Here is a 23,228-nt window from a genome sequence, read left to right as displayed (position 1 = left end):
AAGATTAAGTCTGTTGGGGGGTTCATTTTATCATTTTTAGTATTATAGTAAATTTTTGAAACTTTTTAGCTGGTTTTTCGGTATACTAGGTAGGGAAATACATATTTTATTTTGGAGGGATATTATGGATAACAATACGCTAAACCCATTTTTATCTGTTTGGTTACATCCGAAGCAAACTGCTCGATATATGATTGACCATAAAACAATGGGCTTCGCTATGATTATTCTTACAATTTGTTCGATTATCGCGTTGCCTATCAATTTCTTTGACTATGGTGGACCATTATCTTGGGGCTTCATTATTGCAACAATTATTTTTTCACCTATTGTAACCATTGTTGTCATGTTTATTTCAGCGCTTATAGCATGGGGAGTTGGAAAGCTTTTCAAAGGTGTCGCAACATACACGGAAATGTATAGAGCAACGAGCATTGCCTCGATTCCTTCAGCAATGCTTGGACCAATTTATCTTATTTGGTTTGTTGTATCACCAGATTTTCTGTTAACTCCTGATTTTGAGGGGCCAATCCCTGCTATCTTTTGGATTGCCATTTTGCTATCAATTGTATTAGGGATTTGGTCATTTGTTGTATCAATTGGTGCAGTCGCAGAAGCACATCAGTTTTCAAATTGGAAGGCTTTCTTCACTTTAGTCATTCCAGCGATTATAATTTTCATTATTCTCTTTGCATTTGGAGCAGTTTTAATCTGGGCTATGTTCAGTAGCTTTTAAAAAAGGGATTTTGCAGCGCGCTGCAAAATCCCCTTTTTTATTCAGGATATGTTGCCCGTAAAAATGCTACAGACTGTCCAATCAATTCTTTTAAAATAGTTACGTCAATATCCGAAAGCTTATTAATATATACACATGCCTTTCCGGTCGTATGTTTTCCGAAATTTTCAAGCAATGTTTCGCGCTCTGGGTCTTCTGGGGCAAAGTATAGGCTAATTTTTGCCTTGCGTGGTGAGAAACCTACTAACGGTGCGTCTCCTTCATGACCAGAAGCATATTTATAGTGATATTTGCCAAAGCCGATTATGCTCGGTCCCCACATCTTTGCTTCATAGCCTGTTACTTCCGTGAAAATATCTACTAATGCATAAGCATCCTCACGCTTTTTAACACTGTCTACACCTTCAATAAACTCAATAACGCTGCTATCTGTTTCCTTTGTTTTCGGCTCGTACATATTATCCGCTCCTTTTGTTTACAACAATAGTAACGTATTTAGTATCATTTTTGCACTATAAAATTGCCGCGTTATTTTGCCTTTTCATTAATGGAATTGACGGCCATCTGTTACTGCTTCTACATAGCCTTGGCGAATCACAAAATCGCCAAAATGCTCCTGTTCCTCACGCTCTTTTGCATATCGCTCCAATATTGGTCGCAATGTGGATAAAATCTCCTCTTCGCCTATATTCTCTCGATAAATTTTATTTAAGCGTTGACCGGTAAAATCGCCTCCTAAATATAAATTATATTTACCTGGCCCTTTTCCGATAAAACCGATTTCTCCCATTGCAGCTCTTGAACAACCATTTGGACAGCCCGACATTCTAATGCCTATTTCTGTTTCAAGTAAACCGAACTCCTCTAATATGCCATCAATTTTTGTTATTAATGTTGGTAAATAACGTTCTGCCTCCGCCATTGCTAAACCGCATGTTGGTAACGACACGCAAGCAATTGAATTGCGACGAAGAGCTGAATAATGAGCACCGTCTGTAATTTTATATTTATTCAATAAAGCATCAATTACTCGCTTTTTTTGAGGTGTTACATCAGCGATAAGCAGATTTTGATTTGGAGTTAAGCGGAATAAACCAGTATGCACTTTAGCAATCTCTCGTAGCCCCGTCATTAACTGATAGTCTTCAAAATCACGAACGCGCCCATTTTGGATAAATAGCGTAAAATGCCATTTTCCGTTTTCCCCTTTAATCCATCCATATTCATCTCCTGTGCGCTTAAATGTATATGGACGGATATCACCGAGCTTCCAGCCTAAGCGTTGATGAAGCTCCTCCTTAAACCAATCTAGCCCGCGCGCATCAATTGTATATTTAAAACGAGCATTTTTACGCACCGAGCGGTTTCCGTAATCGCGTTGAATCGTCAAAATTTTCTCTGCTGTTTCTAGTAAACGCTCTTTCGGAATATAGCCGACTAATCGTCCTAGTTGCGGATAAGTAGCTGTATCGCCATGTGTCATCCCCATACCACCACCGACAGCGACATTAAAGCCGATTAACTGATTGTTTTCTACAATAGCAATAAAGCCGATATCTTGTGAAAAAACATCAATATCATTACTTGGAGGGATGGCAATACCAATTTTAAATTTACGCGGTAAATAAAGTGCGCCGTACACTGGCTCTACTTCTTTTTCTTGCCCGTCATAAACCTTTTCACCATCTAGCCATAGCTCGTGGTAGGCATTTGTTTTCGGCAATAGATGCTCACTTAATTTAGCAGACCATGTATACACTTCCTCATGCAGCTGTGATTGATTCGGGTTGACATTACACATCACATTACGATTAACATCACCACATGCCGCAATACAGTCTAATAATGCCTCATGAATTTCCTGCATATAGTTTTTCATATTCCATTTTAAAATGCCATGTACTTGAAAAGCCTGTCGTGTCGTCAGCTTTAATGAACCATTGCCATATTTTCTGCCCATCTCATCCATTATAAGCCATTGTGCTGGTGTCGCAGCTCCTCCCGGTGTACGCACACGTGCCATAAATTGATAGGCTGGCTCGAGCTTCTGCTTCTGACGCTCATTGCGTACATCACGGTCATCCTGCAAATAGCTACCATGAAATTTCATTAAACGATTATCATCATCTGGAATACCTGAGCTTAAAGGATTTTGCATTGTCGCTTCCAATGTGCCGCGCAAATAATTACTTTCACTCTTTATACGCTCCACATCACTTGGCTTACCAGGCTGTGGCGGTAATACTATTTTCTCAGTCATTATTTCAACCTCATTTCCTTTTAATAAACATCTCGTTGATAGCGCTGCTGTTGCTTTAGCTCGTTTACATACTGTACTGCCTGCTCAGCCGTTTTACCGCCCTGTTCAGCAATAATTGCATGAATCGTTTGGTCAACATCTGCTGCCATTGTCTTTTCATCACCACATACATAAATAACAGCGCCTTGCTCAATCCACTCAAATAGCTCCTTCGCATGCTCCTGTAAACGATGCTGCACATAAATTTTCCTATCACTATCACGTGAAAATGCTGCTGTTAAATTAGTTAATGCCTGTTCCTGTAGCCAGCGCTGCCAATCTGTTTGGTATAAGAAATCTGTAACAAAATGCTGCTCACCGAAAAACAGCCATGCCTTGCCCTGTGCCTCACGCGTTGCACGCTCCTCTATAAATGAGCGAAACGGTGCAATTCCTGTACCAGCACCAATCATAATAATCGGTGTTGCATCATTCTGTGGCAGTTTAAAATTAGGATTGGAATGGATATAGATAGGTAGCTTTTGACCAACCTCAACGCGCTCTGCAATCTGACCTGAGCACACGCCAAGACGCTTACGCTCATCCTTGTCATAGCTTACTTTCCCAATTGTCAAATGTACTTCCTCTTCATTGGCTGCTTGACTAGAGGCAATGGAATATAAACGTGCTGGAATTTTGCGTAGCAGCTCAATAAATTGCTGTGCATTCCATGAAAACGGCCCGAAGCTTTGTACTACGTCTAATAAATCACGTCCATACACATAATCCTTCCATTTATCATCTTGCACAAGCGCTGCAAAATCTCGATTTAGCGTATAGTTTTGAATTTTTTGCAGCAATGGCTTTGATAATACAGTGATTTCAAGCTTTTTTTGTAGTGCCTCGGCTAAAGTTATAGATTGCTGTTCAACCGTTACAATTTCAGTTTGCTTGAAGCCAAGTGCTTCGATTAATATTCCGACAAGCTGCTCATCGTTTTCAGGTAAAATACCTATGCTATCTCCAGGTGCATAGGTCAAACCTGACTCTTCTAGCGAAAGTTCGATATGGTACGTCGCTTTATTTGAGCCACGCCCATTCAAATTAATTTTCTCAAGCACCTCGGCATAAAACGGATTACTTTTTGAATACTTCGAACTCTTAACTTCTTTTGTCTCCGTATTTGCCTGTATTGAAGCAGTTTGTGGACTTGTCGTAATTAGTGCTTTTTTCACATCCTCAATCCACTGTGCTGCTAGGCTGTCATAGTCAAGGTCACAGTCAACCCGAGGTATAATTCGCTTCGCACCGAGCTTTTCTAATTGCTCATCAAAGTCAGCACCTGTCTTGCAAAAAAATTCATAGGAGCTGTCACCAAGTGCCAATACGGAAAACTGTGCATGCTCTAAATTCGGCGCTCGCTTACTGTGTAAAAATTCATGCAATTGAATCGCATTGTCTGGTGGCGTTCCCTCACCATGCGTACTTGTGACAATCAATAAATTATTTAGCTTCTTTAACTGATTTGGCTTAAAGGCTGACATCGATTCAATTTTCACATCTACTCCTACCTCTTTTAACTCCGCCCCGAGCTTTTCGGCTAAAGCTTGTGCATTGCCGGTTTGAGAGCCGTATAAAATGGTTGCTGATTGCGGCTCTGCTGCAATCGCTTTTACCTCTTCTGCTACTGCAACGGCTACACCTGTAGCGGGTGCAACGCTTAAATAACCTGTTAGCCAAATTTTTTGGTAGTCATTTAATGTAGGTAATAGCGTATTTAATTGTTTTACTTGCTCCTCATTAAAAGGGCTGTTCAATACTTGTAAAGTCAAGTTTCCCACCTCACGAATTATCATTACGGTTAATTAATTATTTCAAACGAATCTTCTCATTTTTTTCAATTTGAACAACATGTCCGTCCTGAATAATGAGTGTAATTGTTCCAAACTTTATCGTTTCGAGCATTTCTTTAATGCTTTCAAATGTAGCCTCACTATTGCTTTTTTGCTTTGACATAGATGTCCCCTCCTCACACATTCAATAGCTCCCGTACCCGTTCTAGCAGCACTTGACGAACATTTTCGTCGTAGCCTAAGCTAGCACATAAAATCACATGCGAACTATCGACTTGTAGCTCCTTTATATTTTTTTCAATCCCCTTGCTTAACAAACCTGAAAACAATAAATAAGGAACGATGAATAGCTGCTTCGCATCCCTTTTCTTTATCATTTCTAGCGCATCTTGAAAGCTCGGACCTGCTCCGTATAAAAAACAGGAGCTAACGGATTGAAAGTTAAATCTCCGTTGTACAAGCTCACTTATTTCAGACATATTATGCACAACTGCCATATCGCTGCTACCACGTCCGATTAAAAGCACCTCCGCCTCTTGGGAAATCTCCTTTTGCTGCTCCATAATACGTTTATAAATCGTATCAACTAGCTTGTCGTGAATTCCGAATGGTCGACCAATCGTAAAATGTACATGTGGATACATTGAATGCGCCTTTTCTATCTCTGCCGGAATATCCTCCTTTGCGTGATGCGCTGTTAATAACAATAGTGGAACGATTGCAATCCTCGTCGCACCTCGCTCTACGCAATTTTTTATGCCTTGCACAATGTCTGGCTCAACTAGCTCCAAAAATGAAATCTCCTGAATATCTACATTTACTTCATGCTCTATTTGTTTAATAAATTGAATTGCCTCTTCTACACCTTGCCTCACTCTTGTGCCATGACCGACATATAATATTGCTTGCATTGTATCACCTACTTTTTACACGACGCTTTCTTTCAATAATCCTTGCGCCTCCATTTTTTGTTCAAACCATTGAATTTTTTCCCTTAGTGAGACAACCTCACCTACGATAATAATGCTAGGATTTTTCACTTCGCTCGCCAGCGCGATTTCCTCAATCGTTTCAAGTGTCCCTGTAACGGTTTGCTGTTCCTCGAAAGTTCCCATATGAACGAGTGCAACAGGTGTTGTAGCAGGACGTCCATATTTTAATAGCTGCCCGCAAATATACGGTAAATTGCCTACTCCCATATAAATAGCTAATGTATCTACTCCGTTAGCAAGGCTTTCCCATTTTATTGAATCATCCTTCCCTTCTCTCATATGCCCCGTTACAATAGCGAAGCTGGATCCAAAATCTCGATGTGTCACAGGAATACCTGCATAGGCTGGCGCTGCAATACCTGATGTAATGCCTGGAACAATTTCATATGGAATTTGATGCGCTGCTAGCACCTCTGCCTCCTCCGCACCCCGCCCAAATACAAAGGGGTCTCCCCCTTTTAAACGCGTGACAATCTTCCCTTGCTTTGCATACTGCACAAGCGAATGGTTAATATGCTCCTGTATCATCGCATGACGATTTGGCAACTTACCGCAAAAAATCAACTGCGCACTTGGCTTTGCATAGCTCAGTAGCTCATGATTTATTAAGCGGTCATATAAAATAACATCCGCTTCTTTTATACAACGAAGCCCCTTTAATGTGATAAGCTCCACATCTCCAGGGCCTGCACCAACAATATAAACTTTTCCCACTCCATTCCCCTCCATAACATTACTCAATACCAATAATATCAATGAGCAAACTACAATTTTAAAATAAACAATTCCAATAAGTTTACTTTACTATATGGTCATTGATTGGTAAAATAACAATTAATAATCATCGCTATTAGCAAAAATGATTGAGTGGAAGAGGAGGGGAGTTTGATGAATATTGAGGAGCTACATACTTTTATTAAATTATGTGAAATTAAAAATTTTACGAAAACAGCAGATACATTATGTATGTCACAGCCAACGGTCAGCCTACATATTAAAAATCTAGAAAAAGAATTTCAAACACAGCTTTTTCAACGTTCACCTAAGCTACTTTGCATTACGCCTACTGGAGAAATATTGCTAGAGCGCGCAAAACAGATGATACAGCTTTATGAGCAAACAAAACAGGAGATGTTAGATTATCACCATGCAGTGCAAGGTCATTTGAAAATTGGCGCAAGCTTTACTATTGGTGAATACATTCTGCCTCCATTGCTTGTTGAATTAAAAGAAAAATATCCAGAGCTTTCCTTTCAAATTATTATTGGCAACACGGATGAAATTGTTCAATATGCTAAGCTTTTTCAAGTCGATATTGGCTTAGTAGAAGGCAAAACGAATGAAAAAGAAATAATCGTAGAGCCTTTTAAAGATGATGAATTAGTTATTGTGTCCTCTGTGCAACATCCATTAGCAGCAAAGGAAAAAGTAACAATTGCTGATCTTCAAAATGAGGATTGGATTACACGTGAAATCGGCTCTGGAACTGGTGAATATTTAAAGCATTTTTTGCAGACAAATGAGCTGAAGGTTAAAACCTTACTCTCCATCAGCAGCATACAAGGAATAAAGGAAACGGTTATCAATAATTTAGGTCTTTCCTTGCTATCGAAAAGCGTCATTGAGCGAGATTTGAAAATGGGTGAGATTCATGTAGTACAACTTGAAAACACTCCTTTTTGGCGAACATTTTCTTATATTTATAGCCCCTCAATGAAGGAAAAAAGAAATGTAAAGATATTTATTGAAGAATTGTGCCAGCTTAAAACGTCATAGATTGGAGCGTATTTAATGGAAACTGTTATACGAATTTTAGAGCCTATTCACATCGCATTTAAAGCAGGTCAAGAAATTTTAAAGGTGTATAACACCGAAACAGTAAATGTCGAATTTAAAGGCGATGAATCTCCTTTAACAATCGCCGATAAAAGGTCACATCATTTAATTGAAACGGAACTTGTGCGCTGCTACCCTCGCATTCCCGTTATTAGTGAGGAAGGGGAAATAGTAGATTATGCGCAGCGCAGCAAGTGGCATACTGCATGGCTAGTCGACCCACTCGATGGTACAAAAGAATTTATTAAACGCAACGGGGAATTTACCGTCAATATTGGACTTATTGAAAATGGCACTCCTGTGCTCGGCATTATTTATTGCCCTGTACAAGATACAATGTATTTTGCATCTAGCGTAATTGGTTCTTATAAATTAATAAATTGCACGCAAAATCTCCAGAAAATTGATACGGAAAATATTTTACTTACCCTTTCTCAAAAGCTACCTATTGCTACAAATAGAGAAATCTTTGCTATCGCTGTTAGCCGCTCCCATTTTTCAAGTGATACGGAGGACTATATTCAAAAAATGCAGGAGCTGCACCACAATATTGAGCTTGTTACATCTGGTAGCTCCATTAAAATGTGCCTTGTCGCTGAAGGCCGAGTAGACGTCTATCCACGCCTTAGCTACTCAATGGAATGGGATACTGCTGCAGGTGAAGCAATCGTGAAGTATAGCGGTGGTAAAGTGCTAGATTCCACAACTAACGAGCCTTTGCATTATAATAAGGAGCAGCTAAAAAATCCCTTTCATATTGCAACTAAAGCGTAAGAAGCCAAGCTTTCTTACGCTTTAACATTGCTGAATGAAGTTAAGCTAGCACCTTCAATACTTCCTTCACAATATAATCAGTTGCTTCCTCTAAGGAAATATTGCTCGTATCAATTTTAATATGAGGATTTTTTGGTTCCTCGTACGGGCTTGAAATCCCAGTAAAATTAGTGATTTCCTGTGCATGTGCTTTTTGATAAAGCCCTTTGACATCACGTTTTTCGCATACGTCTAGAGGCGTGCTAATGTATATTTCGATATAGGATTGCCCTATTATTTGCTGCGCTTTTCGACGTTCCTGCTCAAAAGGTGAAATAAACGACGTTAATGTAATTAACCCCGCATCGTTCATCAGCTTCGCCACTTCAGCAATGCGACGAATATTTTCAATACGTCCAACCTCATCAAAGCCCAAATCTTTGTTTAATCCTAATCGCACATTATCGCCATCGAGTAGCATCGTGTGGTGACCAAATGCTACAAGGCGCTTTTCCACCTCGTTTGCAAGTGTCGACTTGCCGGAACCAGAAAGACCTGTAAACCATAATGTCAGTGGCTTTTGCCCTTTTTGCTCAGCACGTGCCTCTCGTGTCACATCTGTTTGCTGCCCAAAAATATGCTTCTCTTGTAAGGCAATTTCCTTAATTACACCACATGCCGCAGTCATATTCGTAATTCGGTCAATTAAAATAAAGTTACCTAATGCCTCATTTCTATCAAATGAATCAAAGACAATCTTTTCTGTTAATGCAATATCGCAGGTTGCTAGCTCGTTTTTCGTTATTTTATTCGCCGCTATATGCTGTCCTGTATTAATATCCACTTTGTGATGAATCGCTACGATTGTGCTCGGAATAATTTTTGTTCCTACTTTAATTAAATAGTTTTTCCCTGCTGCAAGCTCCGTATCATCCATCCATAAAATTTGGGCAGTGAATAAATCAGCGACCGCTATTTGTCGGTCTGTCGTTAGTACACAGCCGCGCGAAACATCTACCTCTCTATGCAGTTGAATCGTAACAGGTTGCCCTGCATATGCAGTTTGCACTTCACGGTCCGTTACTAAAATACTTTTAACCTTCACCTTTTCATTACTAGGTAAAGTTGTTATTTCATCACCTACGGCAATTGTCCCTGCCTCAATTTGCCCCTGAAAGCCGCGGAATGTGTGATTCGGTCTACTTACACGCTGAACAGGCATAACAAAATAATTTTGCTGCTCCTCCTGTTGTGTATCTACCTCCTCTAAATATGGTAGTAACGCCAATCCGTCGTACCATGGCGTATTTGCGGATTTTTTCGTAATATTATCTCCATTCGTTGCTGAAACTGGGATTACCTGCACACTTTCAAGACGAAATTCTTCGATAAGTTGTAAAAAGTCACTTTTAATTTTAGTAAATCGCACTTCATTAAAGTTAACTAAATCCATCTTGTTTACAGCCAGCACCAGATTTTTTACACCCATTAGTGCACATATACGTGCATGGCGCTTCGTCTGTGTAACGACACCCTTCGTTGCATCTACCAAAATAATAGCGAGGTCTGCAAATGAAGCACCTACAGCCATATTACGTGTATACTCCTCATGCCCCGGTGTATCAGCAACGATAAAGGAGCGATGAGCCGTCGTAAAATAACGATAGGCCACATCAATTGTAATTCCTTGCTCCCTCTCTGCTAAAAGCCCATCTAATAGAAGGGAATAATCAATTTCCCCCCCGCGACTTCCTAGTCGACTATCTAACTCTAATGCTCTTTCTTGGTCAGCGAATAATAGCTTTGCGTCATACAGCATATGACCAATTAACGTCGATTTACCGTCATCGACACTGCCGCATGTAATAAATCTCAATAAACTTTTCATCTAGAAATACCCCTCCCGCTTACGTCTCTCCATACTCCCAACAGCCTCTTGGTCGATAACGCGTGTTGTACGTTCAGATGTAACTGCCCCTAATGTTTCCTCTATAATTTCATCCAAAGTCACTGCATTTGATTCGACCCCACCTGTTAGCGGGTAACAGCCCAATGTACGAAAGCGAACCTTTTTCATGAACACTTCCTCATCTGGCTGTAAACGCATGCGCTCATCATCTACCATGACATAATTGCCTTCACGGTAAATAACGGGTCTTTCCTTTGCAAAATAGAGCGGTACAATATCAATATTTTCCCGATGAATATATTGCCAAATATCCTTCTCTGTCCAATTGGAAATAGGAAAAACGCGTATGCTTTCACCTTTATGAATTCTTGTATTAAACTGCTTCCACATTTCAGGGCGTTGATTTTTAGGGTCCCATGCATGGTTTTTATTGCGGAATGAAAAGATACGCTCCTTCGCACGAGATTTTTCTTCGTCGCGCCTGCCTCCGCCAAAGGCAGCGGTGAAGCCATATTTATTTAAGCCATCCTTTAAAGCCTGTGTTTTCATAATATCCGTATAGGCTGAGCCGTGGTCGAATGGATTAATGTTTTGTGCAAGCCCCTCCTCATTCGAATGAACAATCATTTCAATGCCTAATTCCTTTGCTCGGCGGTCACGAAACTCTATCATTTCTTTAAACTTCCATGTCGTATCGATATGCATAAATGGAAATGGTGGCTTTTCAGGATAGAAAGCCTTCATTGCTAAATGCAGCATGACAGAGCTATCCTTTCCAATTGAATAGAGCATAACAGGATTTTCACATTCTGCTGCCACTTCTCTAATAATATAAATTGCTTCTGCCTCCAATTGGTCGAGGTGAGTAAGTTCCTTCATTTGCGCTTCTCCTTTTCATTAAAATGACTACATCTCACTGGCTATGAAGCCCACATTCAGTTTTCCCTTGCCCCTGCCATCTGCCTGAACGTAAATCGTCTAACGTAAAGGCTGGCTTTGTACAATGCGAACAGCCGATACTTGGATAGCCTTGGTCGTGCAACACATTATAGGTAAGCTCATGCTTTGATACATAGCGCCACACATCCTTCCACGTCCAATGAATGAGCGGGCAAATTTTTACCGACTTAAATCTATTATCCTTATTGATAAACTCGACATTTTTGCGTGTTTCAGACTGCTCACGGCGCAAGCCAGAAATCCATGCTTTCGCACCTGATAGTACCTCGTTTAATGGCTCTAGTTTTCGAATATTACAGCACTGGTTTGGATTCGTTTCCCACAGCTTATCACCAAACTGCTGTGCTTGGTGCTCCAATGTGAGCGCAGGTTTTTTTAGTACGATATGAAGCTTTGGATATTTCTCACGTACACGCTCAATCGTTTCATATGTTTCCTTAAAATGTACATCTGTGTCTAAAAAGACAATTTGCGCATCTGGTTGTACCTTAGCAATTAAATCAATGAGAACAATCCCCTCAATACCAAAGCTACACGCATAGACAATCTCTTTTCCATACTCCCCATAGCTCCACTTAATGACCTCTAAAGCACCTTTATATTGCTCATCAATTGCAAACTCAATATTGGGGTTTTCCCATTTACTATATGTTAACAAGCTACCCCCTCCTTAAATGATGAAATCTTCCGGGATAAATACTTTCATTTCCTTTGGGCTGACATAGACAATTTCCCCCACTTTTAAATCTAGTTGTAGAAATTCTTCTTTACTCAGCTCCACTTCAACATAGGCATCGCTATCCTCACGTTTCATCTCAATATGCCAAGTTGGTCCAATTGAATGCATAAAGGTAATTTTTGCTGCGATTTCATCCTCACTTAGCCTTACGCGCTCCACCTTTAAATGATGTGGTCGCACATAGCCTACTGCATCGGTATCGTCTTTATCGAAGTAGTCTGACGCATCAAGCTGAACGCTTCCAAATTTTAATTTTCCTTGCTGCAATCGACCGTGAAATAAATTGACATTGCCTAAAAAATCATATACAAACGGGCTTACTGGCTTATCATAAACTTCGGAAGGTGTTCCTACCTGCTCAATCTTCCCCTTATTCATAATGACAATGCGGTCTGCAACATCAAGCGCTTCTTCTTGGTCATGTGTTACAAATACACTTGTAATATGCATTTCATTATGCAATTTACGCAACCAGCGACGCAATTCCTTGCGAACCTTCGCATCAAGCGCCCCAAATGGCTCATCTAGTAGTAGCATTTTTGGCTCTACCGCTAATGCTCTCGCTAGTGCAACACGTTGACGTTGCCCACCTGATAGCTGTGACGGATAGCGCTGTGCAAAGCCACTTAGCTTCACTAGCTCTAAAAGCTCATGCACCTTTTGCTCGACCGCCTTTTTAGATGGTCGTAAGCTTTTCTTTCGAATCGTTAAACCAAATGCCACATTATCAAATACTGTCATATGCTTAAAGAGCGCATAATGTTGAAAGACGAAGCCGACATCTCGCTGATTGACATGTACTGTACTTAAATCTGTTCCATCAAATGAAATGCTTCCTTCCTCAATTGACTCCAACCCTGCAATCATTCGTAAAAGCGTTGTTTTACCTGAACCAGATGGTCCTAAAAGTGCAACGAGCTCCCCCTTTGAAATCGTTAAATTAATCTCTTTTAATGCTTGAAATGAGCCATAATGCTTTGTTACACCATGTATTTCAATAGACATCCTATTCACCTACTTGTTGTTTCTCTGACTTATATTCAATAAACGTTTTAATCATTAACGTCACTAAAGCCAATAGCGACATGAGCGATGCTACAGCAAAGGCAGCAGAAAACTGATATTCGTTATATAAAATCTCTACGTGTAGGGGCATCGTGTTTGTCATTCCCCGAATCCTTCCTGACACGACCGACACAGCGCCAAACTCACCAATCGCCCTTGCGCTACATAAAATCATCCCATACAATAAGCTCCACTTAATCGTTGGCAATGTGACACGGATAAACATTTTCCAGCCACTTGCCCCAAGGGAGATAGCTGCCTCCTCCTCTGCCCTTCCTTGTGCCTGCATAATTGGAATGAGCTCCCGCGCAATAAATGGCATTGTCACAAACATCGTTACAATAACGATTCCCGGTACGGAAAAAATAACTTTGACACCAAAATCCATTAACAGCGAACCTAAAGCGCTTCTCGGGCTAAACAGTAAGATAAAAATAAGCCCCGCAATGACTGGTGAGATGGCAAACGGTAATTCGATTAAGGATAATAATAGCTGCTTGCCTTTAAAATGAAATTTCGTAATACACCATGCTGCCGCCACCCCGAAAATCGTATTCAATGGAACCGTTATGATAGCAACAAGTAATGTTAACTTAATAGCGGATAAAGCATCACTCTCTGTAATGGCTGCAAAATAAACTGCTGCGCCCTGCTCAAATGCTTTGACAAAAATGAATGCGAGCGGCACAAGTAGAAACAATGCTAAATATAAAAGCATTAATGTGATTAATACTCTTCTAATCACACTTTTTTGCTCTTTCGTATGCTTCACTTTGTTCCCTCCTACTCCTCTTGTAATACATGCTTTTGACTCCACTTTTGCAGTAAATTAATAAAAACTAAACAAATAAACGAAATAATCAACATGACAACCGCAATTGCTGTCGCTCCAGCATAATCAAACTGCTCCAGCTTCGTCATAATCATCAGTGGCGCAATTTCCGTTTTCATCGGCATATTGCCTGCGATAAAAACCACAGACCCATATTCCCCAAGCCCCCTTGCAAATGCAAGAGAAAATCCTGCTAATAAAGCTGGTAATATTTCAGGGAAGATAATTTTTCTAAAAATTTGCCCCTTCCTCGCCCCTAAGCTAGATGCAGCCTCCTCGACCTCACGCTCAAAGCTTTCAAGCACAGGCTGAACCATTCGAACAACGAACGGTAAGCCGATGAATATAAGCGCCAATGTAATGCCAATAGGGGTAAACGATATTTTAACCCCTATAGCACTAAACCATTGACCAATCCAGCCATCCTGCGCATATAAAGTAGTTAATGTAATACCTGCAACCGCTGTCGGCAAAGCAAAGGGCAAATCAATAAGCCCATCGATTAATCGTTTTCCGGGGAAGCTGTAGCGAACGAGCACCCATGCAATCAATAAGCCAAATACACCGTTAAAAAGAGCTGCCACAAAGGCTGTAATAAACGACACTTTATAGGCATGAACAACGCGCTCACTCGTCACAACTTTCCAAAAATCTACTAAGCCAAGTTTAGATGATTCGATAAATATCATAGATAATGGGATTAAAATAAATAAGCTTAAATACAGCATTGTAATACCCATTGATAAGCCGAAGCCTGGCAATACATTTTTCCTTTTTCTCATTATCTAAACCACCTTCTAGAAATCTTCCTGTTGTGCAAACGTAATGATATAGGCTGCAAATTACTCATAAATGGAATCAAAAACGCCGCCATCGCTGAAATGAGTTTCTTGCGCCTCTTTCCAGCTACCAAATTTTTCGTCAATCGTGAATAATTTGATGCTAGGGAATTGACTATCATACTTTTCAGCGATTTCCTCTGTTCTTGGACGATAATAGTTCTTAGCTGCGATTTCTTGCCCAATATCTGTATACAAAAACTTCAAATAAGCTTCAGCAATCTCTCGTGTCCCTTTTCTATCCACATTCTTATCCACTACAGCTACAGACGGCTCTGCTAAAATGCTAATAGAGGGCGCTACAATTTCAAATTCAGCCTTTTTCAACTCGTTTAATGCGAGGAGTGCTTCATTTTCCCAAGTAATTAATACGTCCCCAATACCCTTCTCTACAAATGTTGTTGTCGAGCCTCGTGCACCAGAGTCAAGTACTTCTACATTTTTATAAATACTAGAAACAAAATCTTTCGCTTTCGCATTATTGCCTTCGAAATTTTCTAGAGCATATCCCCAAGCAGCTAAGTAATTCCAACGAGCTCCGCCAGATGCCTTCGGATTAGGTGTAATAACTGAAACATCAGCCTTTGCTAAATCATCCCAATCCTTAATACCTTTTGGATTACCCTCCCGTACTAAAAATACAATTGTAGATGTATACGGTGCAGAGTTATGCTCTAAGCGATTAAGCCAGCCCTCAGCAATCAATTGTTGCTCCGCAATCGCATCGACATCGTAGGCTAAAGCAAGCGTTACTACATCCGCATCCAATCCATCAATAACGGAACGTGCTTGGCTTCCCGAGCCGCCATGCGATTGTTTAATCACCACTTCTTGCCCTTTCTCTACCTGCCAATATGCAGCAAACTCCTTATTAAATTCCTCATACAATTCGCGTGTTGGATCATATGAAGTATTTAAAATTTCAACTTTCCCCCCTGTTGCTGCCTCCTTACTAGCACAAGCAGCTAATAAAAGGAAAGTGGAAAAAAGTATTATTAGACGAGTTCTCATGAAAACATTCTCCTTTTCTAACTATTTATTGATATCCCCTGAAAATAGCTACTTTCACACCTAGCCACTCCAAATGCTTTTTCATCTTGAAGCAAAAAGGCCACTCCATAGAAAAGAAATACTTCTTTCCTAAAGAGTGGCCTCTAGTTTGTCTAGTGAGCTACTGCAATATGTTGCGCTTTTGCTTTGCTGCAAAAGCATTTTTAGATTCGATTTTTAAAAACCAACTAATCTTATAGAATTAATTTAACATGAAAAAACAAAATGTCAATACAATTTTTAGGTTTTCTTCAAAAATAGTGGAGGCATCCATAAAGTGGGCTAAAGCACTGCTTTTCAGACATTTCCTTGCTAGAATAGCGACTTTTCAAAAATAATTTTATGTCTGCCTTTTGCGTCAACAAACGTCGAGATAATATCAAAATCGTGCTTAATATTTGTTATCAGCATCGCCTTGCGATTATTGCGCCCATATGTACGAACTTTTTGAAAGCCGCGTTTTTGTACTTCCTCATGCTGTCGTATCATTAATTTACTAGCAATACCACGTCCTCGCTGACCTTCATGCACACCACCTAACCAGCTATAAAAGACTCGGTCCGGATGGATATAACCGAGTTTAAAGCCAATCATTTGGGCATCTTCCATCATAAATAAACACAATAATCCTTCCTTACCTTCCAATTTCGCTAACGGCAACGCTGCTCCTTCAAAAACATGGGCATGAAGCGTCTGTAATTGCTTTAAATACTTATATGGTACACCTTCAATGATTTCAATCTGCATATGCTTCACCTCTATTTTCATCTTAAAAACAACTATGCTACAATAAAGTGAATATTCAATCAGTAGGGTTTTTACGGGCAGTTGATGCGGGATAAATCTAAATTTAAAGAAGGTCTTATTTGTGCTAGAAAAATTAAATATATTTCTTCAACGCTATATCGCTATTTTAACACCACTTAGCCTAGTAATTGGTGTATTGCTTGAAAATATTTTACATCATCTACTTTTTCTTGTTGTTTGGCTTTTTGCTTTTATGACGTTTGCAGGTAGTTTACGAATGAAATATAAAGATTTCACCATTTTCATAAAACACCCTGTTGTCATCCTAACAGCCATTGCTTTTTTACATATTTTGATGCCTTTATGGGCTTATTTTTTATCTTCGATTCTATTTAATGACCATTTGTTAATTATTGGCTTTGTATTGTCTGTCGCAGTGCCCACAGGTGTCACAAGCATGATTTGGATTACTATTTGCAAAGGCAATGTCCCTTTAGGCTTATCAATTGTTCTTATTGATACATTGCTTGCACCTATTATTATGCCATTCTTATTATTCGCCGTATCGGGAGAAAAAGTGGAGCTCCAGTTATCATCATTAATGACGAGCCTATCCTTTATGATTGTGCTTCCGACAGTGCTCGGTATTATAGTAAACGAGCTATCAAAAGGACAAATTCCGCGAAAAATATCAGGTAAATTAGCACCTTTTACTAAGCTCGCTTTATTTGCAGTAATTATGATTAATAGCAGCACGATTGCCCCTTATTTAAAAAATATCAATATGGAACTAGCTCTTGTGATAAGCTTGGTGCTAATTATCGCTATATGTGGCTATATTTTCACACTGCTTATCGGGCGTTATTTTTTAAAAAACAGTGAGCAAATAACGACCTTCGTCTTTACAGGCGGCATGCGCAATATTTCTTTAGGTGTCGTGATTGCAACAACTTACTTCCCAGCTAAAGTAGCAATGCCTGTTGTATTCGGCATGCTATTTCAGCAAGTTTTAGCATCTGTTGTAAGTAAAATTGTTCCTAAGCCTTCCTCATAATACTTCAAAAGAAGTTGTCCGAAAAGTCCATTTTGTTTTGCTACCACATTGAAATCAATGTTTTCATCGCTTTCCTTTTACTGAAGGATAACGCTGCTAAAGCCCATGTTCATTCCATTTTTAAAAGAGGCGTTCTCTGCTTATATGAATCAACATTTTACGAAACATCATCGCGCCTGTCCAAAATGCCGGCTATGCACAGCTTTTTGGACAGCCCCAATATTAGTCGATAATTCTAAGCAATTATTCTCCTACGTTGCACTAACCATACACATATATTCAATACAATCGTTACAATTAACAATGACTTCGTCGCAAAAGCGACTGCATCCATCGTATCCATTAAGGCAGCCCAATCCTCTACCTGTACTACATGCTGTGTATAGAAAATTTGAAAAGCAATAGCTATGGCACACGCAACAAAACTAAAAATTATCCATATGGCTGGATTCGTTTGAGGTCGTAACAATACACCAAACGGAAGCAGCCAAGCAGCTAAACCAAGTAAAAGACTTCCTATATTTAAAAGCTCTATCATCCCTTCCATCTCCTCCCTTTACTTACGAATAGTGACGCCCATTAGTGGCAAGAGTTCCATAATCAATTTTGCAGCGACAGGGTTTCCGTATAAAATTACATTTATCACCATTGCATGTCGCAGAAAACTCAACCGAACCTAGATTAGTTATTTGATTTTAGAGCTCTAATTATAATTGATTGACTTTTCATTTAGCTAATGTTATTTTTACTAAGCAAGTAATTTAGTAAATTACTAAATAAAAACCGAAAGGAAGTAATAACAATGAAAATTCCTACACATTTGAAACATAAACCTGTTCTTGTTGCTGAAAACTATGCAAATATCGATGGACGTACAGCCTATAAAACGGATGCGCAAGGCTTGTCACTCGGTTTAGCACAATGGAATGACCGCGGGAAAGTGGATATTTCAGCAAAGGTATGGCGTCACACAGGTGGCAAATGGTCACGTCAGTCAGAGGAATTGCCTTTACACCGCGTGCTCGACCTCGCTATTTTAGTTTGTGAGGCTCAGCTCCATTTTAAAGATGCTTATCGCTATGAAAATTTATACGATGAGACCAACCCAGTTATTAAGCGTGTTGGCCTTCAAGGTGACGCGATGACCGTAGAAGTATGCACAGAGAATGAACAAATTAATGAAGATATTAAGCTTTTCAATCAAGCTTTAAGTGATGATGGGGAGCTTATTGGCGAGCGTTTACGAACGCTGTCGCGTATTTTAAAAGAAATGGGCTATTAGTGCCTTATGAGGATATTGAAATGAACGAACAATTATTACAAAATGACCAACAGCTTAGAAAAGCATTTTTAAAATTCTTAATTCCTGTCATGCTAGCGAATGTGCTGCAATCACTAGGTCAGGTCGCTGCAATGTTTATCGTTGGACGCAATTTAGGTGATGATGCATTAGCGGCAATTGCAGCCTTCTTTCCATTTTTCTTCTTTTTAATGGCCTTCGCCATCGGCATCGGCTCAGGTAGCTCTATTTTAGTTGGGCAAACATTCGGTGCGGGCAATCATGAAAAAATGAAAGAGGTTGTCGGCGTTACACTAGCCTTTACAACGATTTTGTCAATTGCAGTAGCTCTTTTTGGCGCCTTTTTCATCGAATGGATTTTGCGCTTTATGCAAACACCTGCAAATATTTTAGATATGAGTGTTAGCTATGCGAAAATTTTATTCTTTACACTGCCAATTATGTTTTGGTATATGACCTATACAACATTTATTCGTGGTGTTGGCGACTCCAAAACGCCCTTTGTCTTTTTAGTAACGAGCGTTGTATTTAACATTGCCTTCCTGCCACCACTTATTTTTGGTTGGTTTGGTTTACCTGCTTTCGGCTTGAATGGTGCTGCATATGCCGCAGTACTATCAAATTTAGTAACGATGATTTTGCTACTTGCTTATTTGCATAAAAAGAATCATATTTTACGTTTAGATAAGTCTGTTTTACAGCATTTTAAATTGAAAAAGGATATTTTAATTTCACTGTTTAAGCTAGCAATTCCAGCAAGTATTAGCATGGTTGCTATTTCAGTTGCTGAAATTGCCGTTATCGGCTTCGTGAATGCCTACGGCTCAAGTGCAACTGCAGCCTATGGTGTTGTCAATCAAATAGCAGGCTATGCCCAAGTCCCAGCTATGAGTATCGCCATTGCTACATCAGTTTTCGTTGCTCAAGCATTAGGTGCGAGCTCTACTGAAATGATAAAAAAAATCCGCAGTATTAGTGTGAAAATTAACTATATTTTAGGTGGAGCTGTAATTTTACTAACCTATATATTTGCAGAGCCAATTTTATCACTCTTTATCACTTCAACGGATACGGTCGATATTGCGAAAAACTATTTAATGATTACATTTTGGAGCTATTTAATATTCGGTCATACCCAAACGGTTTCCGCAACGATGCGCGCAACAGGTGTCGTCTTATGGCCGACGATTTTCCTCGTACTAACAATTTGGTTAGTGGAAGTGCCTGTAGCATTCTATTTATCGCATTACACAGTGTTTGAATTGAATGGCGTATGGATTGCCTACCCTATTACATTCTGCGTCCATTTCATCCTGCAATATGCTTATTTCAAATTAGGATGGCAAAAGCGTACACTGAAGGCGATGCTTGGTGAATAAAGAATGTCTCCTTTGAATTAAGGACGAAAGAAGCCTACTTTAAAAAACGAGTAACAAATGCTATACTGACATTAGCTAAAAGGATACAGTACCGAGTGAAACCCCGATAGATTAGACTGTCGGGGTTTCCGTATTGTTGAAAAAATTAGTGGAAATTGAACCCGAGATAACAGCAAATGCCAATAAACACACGGCAATCATGCTAAAATAACCATATAGACAAAACAAAGGGGATACATACTATGGCAAACACAAAAAAGTGGAAAACAGGGGCTGAAGGACAGAAGTTTGTCGCCTCTTTTAGTGGGGGAAAAGATAGTACATTAGCTTTGTATGAGGCTATGAAAACAGGACAAGCGATAGGCTTAATCATCGTGCTTGAGGAAGATGGCACTCGCTCTCGCTCACACGCGATGACGGTTGATTTCATAAAAGCACAGGCGGAAGCAATCGGCTTACCGATTCATTTTGCTGCTGCAAGCTGGACACAATATGAGGCAATCTTTATTGACATGCTGAAAAAAATGAAAACTTTAGGAGCGGAAGCCCTTGTAACTGGCGACCTTGATATGCCTGAGCATGGCTGTTGGCACGAAAAAGTCGCAAATATCGCAGGCTTAAAGCTTGGAATGCCTTTATGGGAAACCGACCATTCAGAAGTAGTCGAACGCTTTATTGACTTAGGCTTTAAAACAATTATTACAACAGTTAATATATCTCTCGGTATGCAAGAGAATGATTTAGGGAAAGTTTTAACATATGAGTATGTACAAGAATTAAAGGAACGCGGCATTGACCCTTGTGGAGAAGGTGGGGAATTTCATACAACTGTTATTGATGGACCAATTTTTAAACAGCCGCTTGCAATTAAACAAGGAAAAGTTGTGCATGATGGTGATTATTGCTTCCTCCCTCTACAATTACTTGAGTGATACTTTCGAAAAATTGTTATAGTATGTAAGAAAGAAAAATTATACCCGCAAACGGTGGTGCAAAAATGAAAAAATTAGTAATTGATATTTTAATTATGATGTTCGGAGCGTTTCTATTTGCGCTTGCAATCAATTTATTTGTCATTCCAAACGAATTAGGGGAAGGTGGCGTAACAGGTGTTACGATTATCCTGTATTATTTATTTCAATGGTCTCCTAGTATCGTCAGCTTTGTACTTAATGGGATTTTATTGCTTGTTGGATACAAATTTCTGAGCAGACAAACAACGATTTATACAGTTATCGCTGTTACGTTTATTTCACTATTTTTACATCTTACAGAGTCATGGACAATTCAATCCGATGAAATTATTATCAACGCGATATTCGGTGGCGTATTTGTAGGTGTCGGAATTGGTTTAATTATTCGTGTTGGTGGGACAACGGCTGGTACAACTATTTTAGCGAGAATAACGAATAAATTTTTAGGCTGGAATATTAGCTATGGGCTGTTATTTTTTGATTTAATTGTCGCATTCTCTTCTTACTTTATTATCGGTGCTGAAGCACTTATGATGACAATTATGATGCTCTATATCGGGACAAAGGTGATGGAATTTGTGATTGAGGGAACAAACACGAAAAAAGCAGTAACGATTATCTCCAAAAATCCCCATGCAATCGCGGATAAAGTCACTTATAAAATGAATCGTGGTGTAACCGTCCTATCTGGGCACGGTTATTACACAAAAGAGCAAAAGGAAGTGCTCTATATTATTATTAGCAGACAGGAAATTATTAAGCTGAAAAACATCGTAAAAGAAGCTGACAAAGATGCATTTATCGCCATTCATGATGTACGAGATGTGTTTGGAGAAGGCTTTATCGAGCTCTCCAAGTCTTGAATTGGCGCCCAACAAGCCGTGCAATTAGCCGGCTTATTGGGCGCTTTTGTTGTTTTTTTAAGTTGCTTTGAAGATTTGAAAACATAGATTAAATTCATTACACTATACAGGTAGATAGTTATTTATCATTTTTAGGAAAAGGAGGATTTTCATGAGGGAAAACGAAAAGAGTAGGAGAGAAAAAGAAGAAATACATTGGGTTCCAGAGAAAAATATGGTTACGGGTTTTACCTTTAAGGGTTTTTTCTATCTCCTTATACTTTTAATTATTGGTAGCGTTATTAAGTATCTATTTTTTTAAGTAAGACGTACAGTGAAGGAACAAGGATTTAAAGATATGATAAAGAACAAAAAGTACAAAGAAGCTAGGTCAAAAGATTTTCAGTCCTTAGAAAAACCGAACTATTAATTGAAACCTTCAATTTGGCTTCATTTATAGTTCGGCTTTTTATCGTTCTTATTCAGTAGGAAAATATCTTATCGTTCAACTTTTGGTACTGCTGTGTTTTTTATTTGCTCCTTTGTCATATCCTCTTTATTGCGGGTATCTAAATCATCAGGGCTTAAGTCTTGCCCGAATTCCTCTCGCTGTGCTTTTTTATTTTCGTGCTTTTTCTCCATTGTCATCACCTCCATTACTAGCGTTTCCCATTTGTTGTACTTTATAACCTCTGTATGGCACTTATAAAAATAGTATTTGGAGGAACTCAGAAATAGTAACAAATAATTAGTAGAAATAGAGGAGATTTTTATGCTACATTAAAGACCACATATGATATTACGTTATAATTTTATCGTACTTTCTATATTCGCAGTGTTGATATGCGTTTATTGCCATTATCAATGCAGCTTATCTACACCTGATTTCAGCACTTATAGAAGGGAATACGAAATATGGCAAAAAACATTATTATTTTTTTCCTTGGAATGTTAACATTCTTCATTATCTCAAGTATTTTTAGATATTTCTTTTAAAGAAAGTGATTTGACATTATTTTAAAAATCCATTAAAGTAACACGTAATAAAAGCATACAAATTCGTTGACGAGAAAGAGTAATGTTTCGTATTGTTCTACAGAAAGCTGACGCCTTGATGAAAGTCAGTGTT

At 39.2% G+C, this 23,228-nt stretch carries 25 protein-coding genes and 1 other annotated feature (1 of these 26 only partly in view); of the genes, 9 read left to right on the top strand and 16 right to left on the bottom strand.

Going from position 1 to position 23,228, the window contains the following annotated elements:
* Window positions 1-124: 124 nt before the first annotated feature.
* The gene (locus MHB51_RS13605; RefSeq protein ID WP_342558370.1) at window positions 125-736 is read left to right on the top strand and encodes a Yip1 family protein; all 612 of its coding nucleotides are present in this window, start codon (window positions 125-127) and stop codon (window positions 734-736) included.
* Between the two features lie 37 nt (window positions 737-773).
* Here MHB51_RS13605 and MHB51_RS13600 read toward each other — a convergent pair whose 3' ends face one another.
* The 6 genes from MHB51_RS13600 to cobA form a co-directional block, all read right to left on the bottom strand.
* Window positions 774-1,193, bottom strand: coding sequence for a DUF1801 domain-containing protein (locus MHB51_RS13600; protein WP_342558369.1), 420 nt, complete (start codon window positions 1,191-1,193; stop codon window positions 774-776).
* Window positions 1,194-1,280: 87 nt separating this feature from the next.
* On the bottom strand, window positions 1,281-2,996 hold the full coding sequence (cysI, locus tag MHB51_RS13595) for an assimilatory sulfite reductase (NADPH) hemoprotein subunit (RefSeq protein ID WP_342558368.1): 1,716 nt from the start codon (window positions 2,994-2,996) through the stop codon (window positions 1,281-1,283).
* Window positions 2,997-3,016: 20 nt separating this feature from the next.
* Window positions 3,017-4,807, bottom strand: a complete 1,791-nt coding sequence (locus MHB51_RS13590; RefSeq protein ID WP_066169397.1) for an assimilatory sulfite reductase (NADPH) flavoprotein subunit — start codon at window positions 4,805-4,807, stop codon at window positions 3,017-3,019.
* A gap of 37 nt (window positions 4,808-4,844) precedes the next feature.
* The gene (locus MHB51_RS13585) at window positions 4,845-4,991 is read right to left on the bottom strand and encodes a YezD family protein (RefSeq protein ID WP_066169398.1); all 147 of its coding nucleotides are present in this window, start codon (window positions 4,989-4,991) and stop codon (window positions 4,845-4,847) included.
* Between the two features lie 13 nt (window positions 4,992-5,004).
* Complete coding sequence (locus MHB51_RS13580; RefSeq protein WP_342558367.1) at window positions 5,005-5,739, bottom strand: sirohydrochlorin chelatase; 735 nt, start codon at window positions 5,737-5,739, stop codon at window positions 5,005-5,007.
* A 15-nt stretch (window positions 5,740-5,754) separates the two neighbouring features.
* Entirely contained in the window at window positions 5,755-6,534 is a 780-nt protein-coding gene (gene cobA, locus MHB51_RS13575; protein ID WP_066169402.1) for a uroporphyrinogen-III C-methyltransferase, read from the bottom strand.
* Between the two features lie 174 nt (window positions 6,535-6,708).
* Between cobA and MHB51_RS13570 the strand changes: the two genes are divergently transcribed.
* Both MHB51_RS13570 and cysQ read left to right on the top strand, forming a co-directional pair.
* A complete protein-coding gene (locus MHB51_RS13570) occupies window positions 6,709-7,596 on the top strand; it encodes a LysR substrate-binding domain-containing protein (RefSeq protein WP_066169404.1) in 888 nt (295 codons plus the stop codon).
* 15 nt (window positions 7,597-7,611) lie between these two features.
* A complete protein-coding gene (gene cysQ, locus MHB51_RS13565; RefSeq protein ID WP_342558366.1) occupies window positions 7,612-8,430 on the top strand; it encodes a 3'(2'),5'-bisphosphate nucleotidase CysQ in 819 nt (272 codons plus the stop codon).
* 40 nt (window positions 8,431-8,470) lie between these two features.
* On the opposite strand, the gene cysC is transcribed toward cysQ, so the two are convergent.
* From cysC to MHB51_RS13525, 8 genes are all read right to left on the bottom strand, one after another.
* A complete protein-coding gene (gene cysC / locus MHB51_RS13560) occupies window positions 8,471-10,297 on the bottom strand; it encodes an adenylyl-sulfate kinase (protein WP_342558365.1) in 1,827 nt (608 codons plus the stop codon).
* A complete protein-coding gene (gene cysD / locus MHB51_RS13555) occupies window positions 10,298-11,197 on the bottom strand; it encodes a sulfate adenylyltransferase subunit CysD (protein ID WP_066169410.1) in 900 nt (299 codons plus the stop codon).
* Window positions 11,198-11,231: 34 nt separating this feature from the next.
* Complete coding sequence (locus tag MHB51_RS13550) at window positions 11,232-11,936, bottom strand: phosphoadenylyl-sulfate reductase (RefSeq protein WP_342471724.1); 705 nt, start codon at window positions 11,934-11,936, stop codon at window positions 11,232-11,234.
* 12 nt (window positions 11,937-11,948) lie between these two features.
* Complete coding sequence (locus tag MHB51_RS13545; RefSeq protein ID WP_107943412.1) at window positions 11,949-13,022, bottom strand: sulfate/molybdate ABC transporter ATP-binding protein; 1,074 nt, start codon at window positions 13,020-13,022, stop codon at window positions 11,949-11,951.
* A gap of 1 nt (window position 13,023) precedes the next feature.
* Entirely contained in the window at window positions 13,024-13,854 is an 831-nt protein-coding gene (gene cysW / locus MHB51_RS13540) for a sulfate ABC transporter permease subunit CysW (protein ID WP_066169416.1), read from the bottom strand.
* A gap of 11 nt (window positions 13,855-13,865) precedes the next feature.
* On the bottom strand, window positions 13,866-14,696 hold the full coding sequence (gene cysT, locus MHB51_RS13535) for a sulfate ABC transporter permease subunit CysT (protein ID WP_066169418.1): 831 nt from the start codon (window positions 14,694-14,696) through the stop codon (window positions 13,866-13,868).
* 60 nt (window positions 14,697-14,756) lie between these two features.
* Window positions 14,757-15,764, bottom strand: coding sequence for a sulfate ABC transporter substrate-binding protein (locus MHB51_RS13530; RefSeq protein WP_107943414.1), 1,008 nt, complete (start codon window positions 15,762-15,764; stop codon window positions 14,757-14,759).
* A gap of 351 nt (window positions 15,765-16,115) precedes the next feature.
* Window positions 16,116-16,571 (bottom strand): GNAT family N-acetyltransferase, encoded by a 456-nt coding sequence (locus tag MHB51_RS13525; RefSeq protein ID WP_342558364.1) that lies wholly within the window; start codon window positions 16,569-16,571, stop codon window positions 16,116-16,118.
* A gap of 100 nt (window positions 16,572-16,671) precedes the next feature.
* Between MHB51_RS13525 and MHB51_RS13520 the strand changes: the two genes are divergently transcribed.
* Complete coding sequence (locus MHB51_RS13520; protein ID WP_066169424.1) at window positions 16,672-17,604, top strand: bile acid:sodium symporter family protein; 933 nt, start codon at window positions 16,672-16,674, stop codon at window positions 17,602-17,604.
* Window positions 17,605-17,839: 235 nt separating this feature from the next.
* Here MHB51_RS13520 and MHB51_RS13515 read toward each other — a convergent pair whose 3' ends face one another.
* Window positions 17,840-18,142: a hypothetical protein gene (locus MHB51_RS13515; protein ID WP_342558363.1), complete on the bottom strand. Its 303-nt coding sequence runs from the start codon at window positions 18,140-18,142 to the stop codon at window positions 17,840-17,842.
* A gap of 264 nt (window positions 18,143-18,406) precedes the next feature.
* On the opposite strand from MHB51_RS13515, the gene MHB51_RS13510 reads away from it, so the two are divergent.
* From MHB51_RS13510 to MHB51_RS13490, 5 genes are all read left to right on the top strand, one after another.
* Window positions 18,407-18,886 carry a DUF6530 family protein gene (locus MHB51_RS13510; protein ID WP_066169428.1) on the top strand — a complete coding sequence of 160 codons (480 nt, stop codon included), beginning with the start codon at window positions 18,407-18,409 and terminating at the stop codon, window positions 18,884-18,886.
* 20 nt (window positions 18,887-18,906) lie between these two features.
* Window positions 18,907-20,283 (top strand): MATE family efflux transporter, encoded by a 1,377-nt coding sequence (locus tag MHB51_RS13505; protein WP_066169430.1) that lies wholly within the window; start codon window positions 18,907-18,909, stop codon window positions 20,281-20,283.
* Between the two features lie 242 nt (window positions 20,284-20,525).
* Complete coding sequence (locus MHB51_RS13500) at window positions 20,526-21,215, top strand: diphthine--ammonia ligase (RefSeq protein ID WP_107943419.1); 690 nt, start codon at window positions 20,526-20,528, stop codon at window positions 21,213-21,215.
* A gap of 65 nt (window positions 21,216-21,280) precedes the next feature.
* Complete coding sequence (locus tag MHB51_RS13495) at window positions 21,281-22,120, top strand: YitT family protein (protein WP_066169434.1); 840 nt, start codon at window positions 21,281-21,283, stop codon at window positions 22,118-22,120.
* A 151-nt stretch (window positions 22,121-22,271) separates the two neighbouring features.
* Window positions 22,272-22,421: a hypothetical protein gene (locus MHB51_RS13490; protein ID WP_342558362.1), complete on the top strand. Its 150-nt coding sequence runs from the start codon at window positions 22,272-22,274 to the stop codon at window positions 22,419-22,421.
* A 176-nt stretch (window positions 22,422-22,597) separates the two neighbouring features.
* On the opposite strand, the gene MHB51_RS13485 is transcribed toward MHB51_RS13490, so the two are convergent.
* Complete coding sequence (locus tag MHB51_RS13485) at window positions 22,598-22,741, bottom strand: hypothetical protein (protein WP_161485106.1); 144 nt, start codon at window positions 22,739-22,741, stop codon at window positions 22,598-22,600.
* Between the two features lie 411 nt (window positions 22,742-23,152).
* Window positions 23,153-23,228, top strand: a binding site (T-box leader); it runs 160 nt beyond the window's last position.

It is taken from the genome of Metasolibacillus sp. FSL K6-0083 (assembly GCF_038630865.1).
GTDB lineage: Bacteria > Bacillota > Bacilli > Bacillales_A > Planococcaceae > Metasolibacillus > Metasolibacillus fluoroglycofenilyticus.
Note: the sequence above shows the minus strand (reverse complement) of the source record. Positions and strands in the feature narration are given on the sequence as shown.

What these genes read in the sequence shown, in the direction of transcription:
- MHB51_RS13570 (WP_066169404.1), top strand. Translation starts at nt 6,709, where the DNA reads ATGAATATTGAGGAGCTACATACTTTTATTAAATTATGTGAAATTAAA.
- MHB51_RS13515 (WP_342558363.1), bottom strand. Translation starts at nt 18,142, where the DNA reads ATGATAGAGCTTTTAAATATAGGAAGTCTTTTACTTGGTTTAGCTGCT.
- cysQ (WP_342558366.1), top strand. Translation starts at nt 7,612, where the DNA reads ATGGAAACTGTTATACGAATTTTAGAGCCTATTCACATCGCATTTAAA.
- MHB51_RS13510 (WP_066169428.1), top strand. Translation starts at nt 18,407, where the DNA reads ATGAAAATTCCTACACATTTGAAACATAAACCTGTTCTTGTTGCTGAA.
- MHB51_RS13600 (WP_342558369.1), bottom strand. Translation starts at nt 1,193, where the DNA reads ATGTACGAGCCGAAAACAAAGGAAACAGATAGCAGCGTTATTGAGTTT.
- MHB51_RS13530 (WP_107943414.1), bottom strand. Translation starts at nt 15,764, where the DNA reads ATGAGAACTCGTCTAATAATACTTTTTTCCACTTTCCTTTTATTAGCT.
- MHB51_RS13605 (WP_342558370.1), top strand. Translation starts at nt 125, where the DNA reads ATGGATAACAATACGCTAAACCCATTTTTATCTGTTTGGTTACATCCG.
- MHB51_RS13500 (WP_107943419.1), top strand. Translation starts at nt 20,526, where the DNA reads ATGGCAAACACAAAAAAGTGGAAAACAGGGGCTGAAGGACAGAAGTTT.
- MHB51_RS13505 (WP_066169430.1), top strand. Translation starts at nt 18,907, where the DNA reads ATGAACGAACAATTATTACAAAATGACCAACAGCTTAGAAAAGCATTT.
- cysC (WP_342558365.1), bottom strand. Translation starts at nt 10,297, where the DNA reads ATGAAAAGTTTATTGAGATTTATTACATGCGGCAGTGTCGATGACGGT.
- cysT (WP_066169418.1), bottom strand. Translation starts at nt 14,696, where the DNA reads ATGAGAAAAAGGAAAAATGTATTGCCAGGCTTCGGCTTATCAATGGGT.
- MHB51_RS13525 (WP_342558364.1), bottom strand. Translation starts at nt 16,571, where the DNA reads ATGAAAATAGAGGTGAAGCATATGCAGATTGAAATCATTGAAGGTGTA.
- MHB51_RS13495 (WP_066169434.1), top strand. Translation starts at nt 21,281, where the DNA reads ATGAAAAAATTAGTAATTGATATTTTAATTATGATGTTCGGAGCGTTT.
- MHB51_RS13545 (WP_107943412.1), bottom strand. Translation starts at nt 13,022, where the DNA reads ATGTCTATTGAAATACATGGTGTAACAAAGCATTATGGCTCATTTCAA.
- cysD (WP_066169410.1), bottom strand. Translation starts at nt 11,197, where the DNA reads ATGAAGGAACTTACTCACCTCGACCAATTGGAGGCAGAAGCAATTTAT.
- MHB51_RS13490 (WP_342558362.1), top strand. Translation starts at nt 22,272, where the DNA reads ATGAGGGAAAACGAAAAGAGTAGGAGAGAAAAAGAAGAAATACATTGG.
- cysI (WP_342558368.1), bottom strand. Translation starts at nt 2,996, where the DNA reads ATGACTGAGAAAATAGTATTACCGCCACAGCCTGGTAAGCCAAGTGAT.
- MHB51_RS13585 (WP_066169398.1), bottom strand. Translation starts at nt 4,991, where the DNA reads ATGTCAAAGCAAAAAAGCAATAGTGAGGCTACATTTGAAAGCATTAAA.
- MHB51_RS13485 (WP_161485106.1), bottom strand. Translation starts at nt 22,741, where the DNA reads ATGGAGAAAAAGCACGAAAATAAAAAAGCACAGCGAGAGGAATTCGGG.
- MHB51_RS13580 (WP_342558367.1), bottom strand. Translation starts at nt 5,739, where the DNA reads ATGCAAGCAATATTATATGTCGGTCATGGCACAAGAGTGAGGCAAGGT.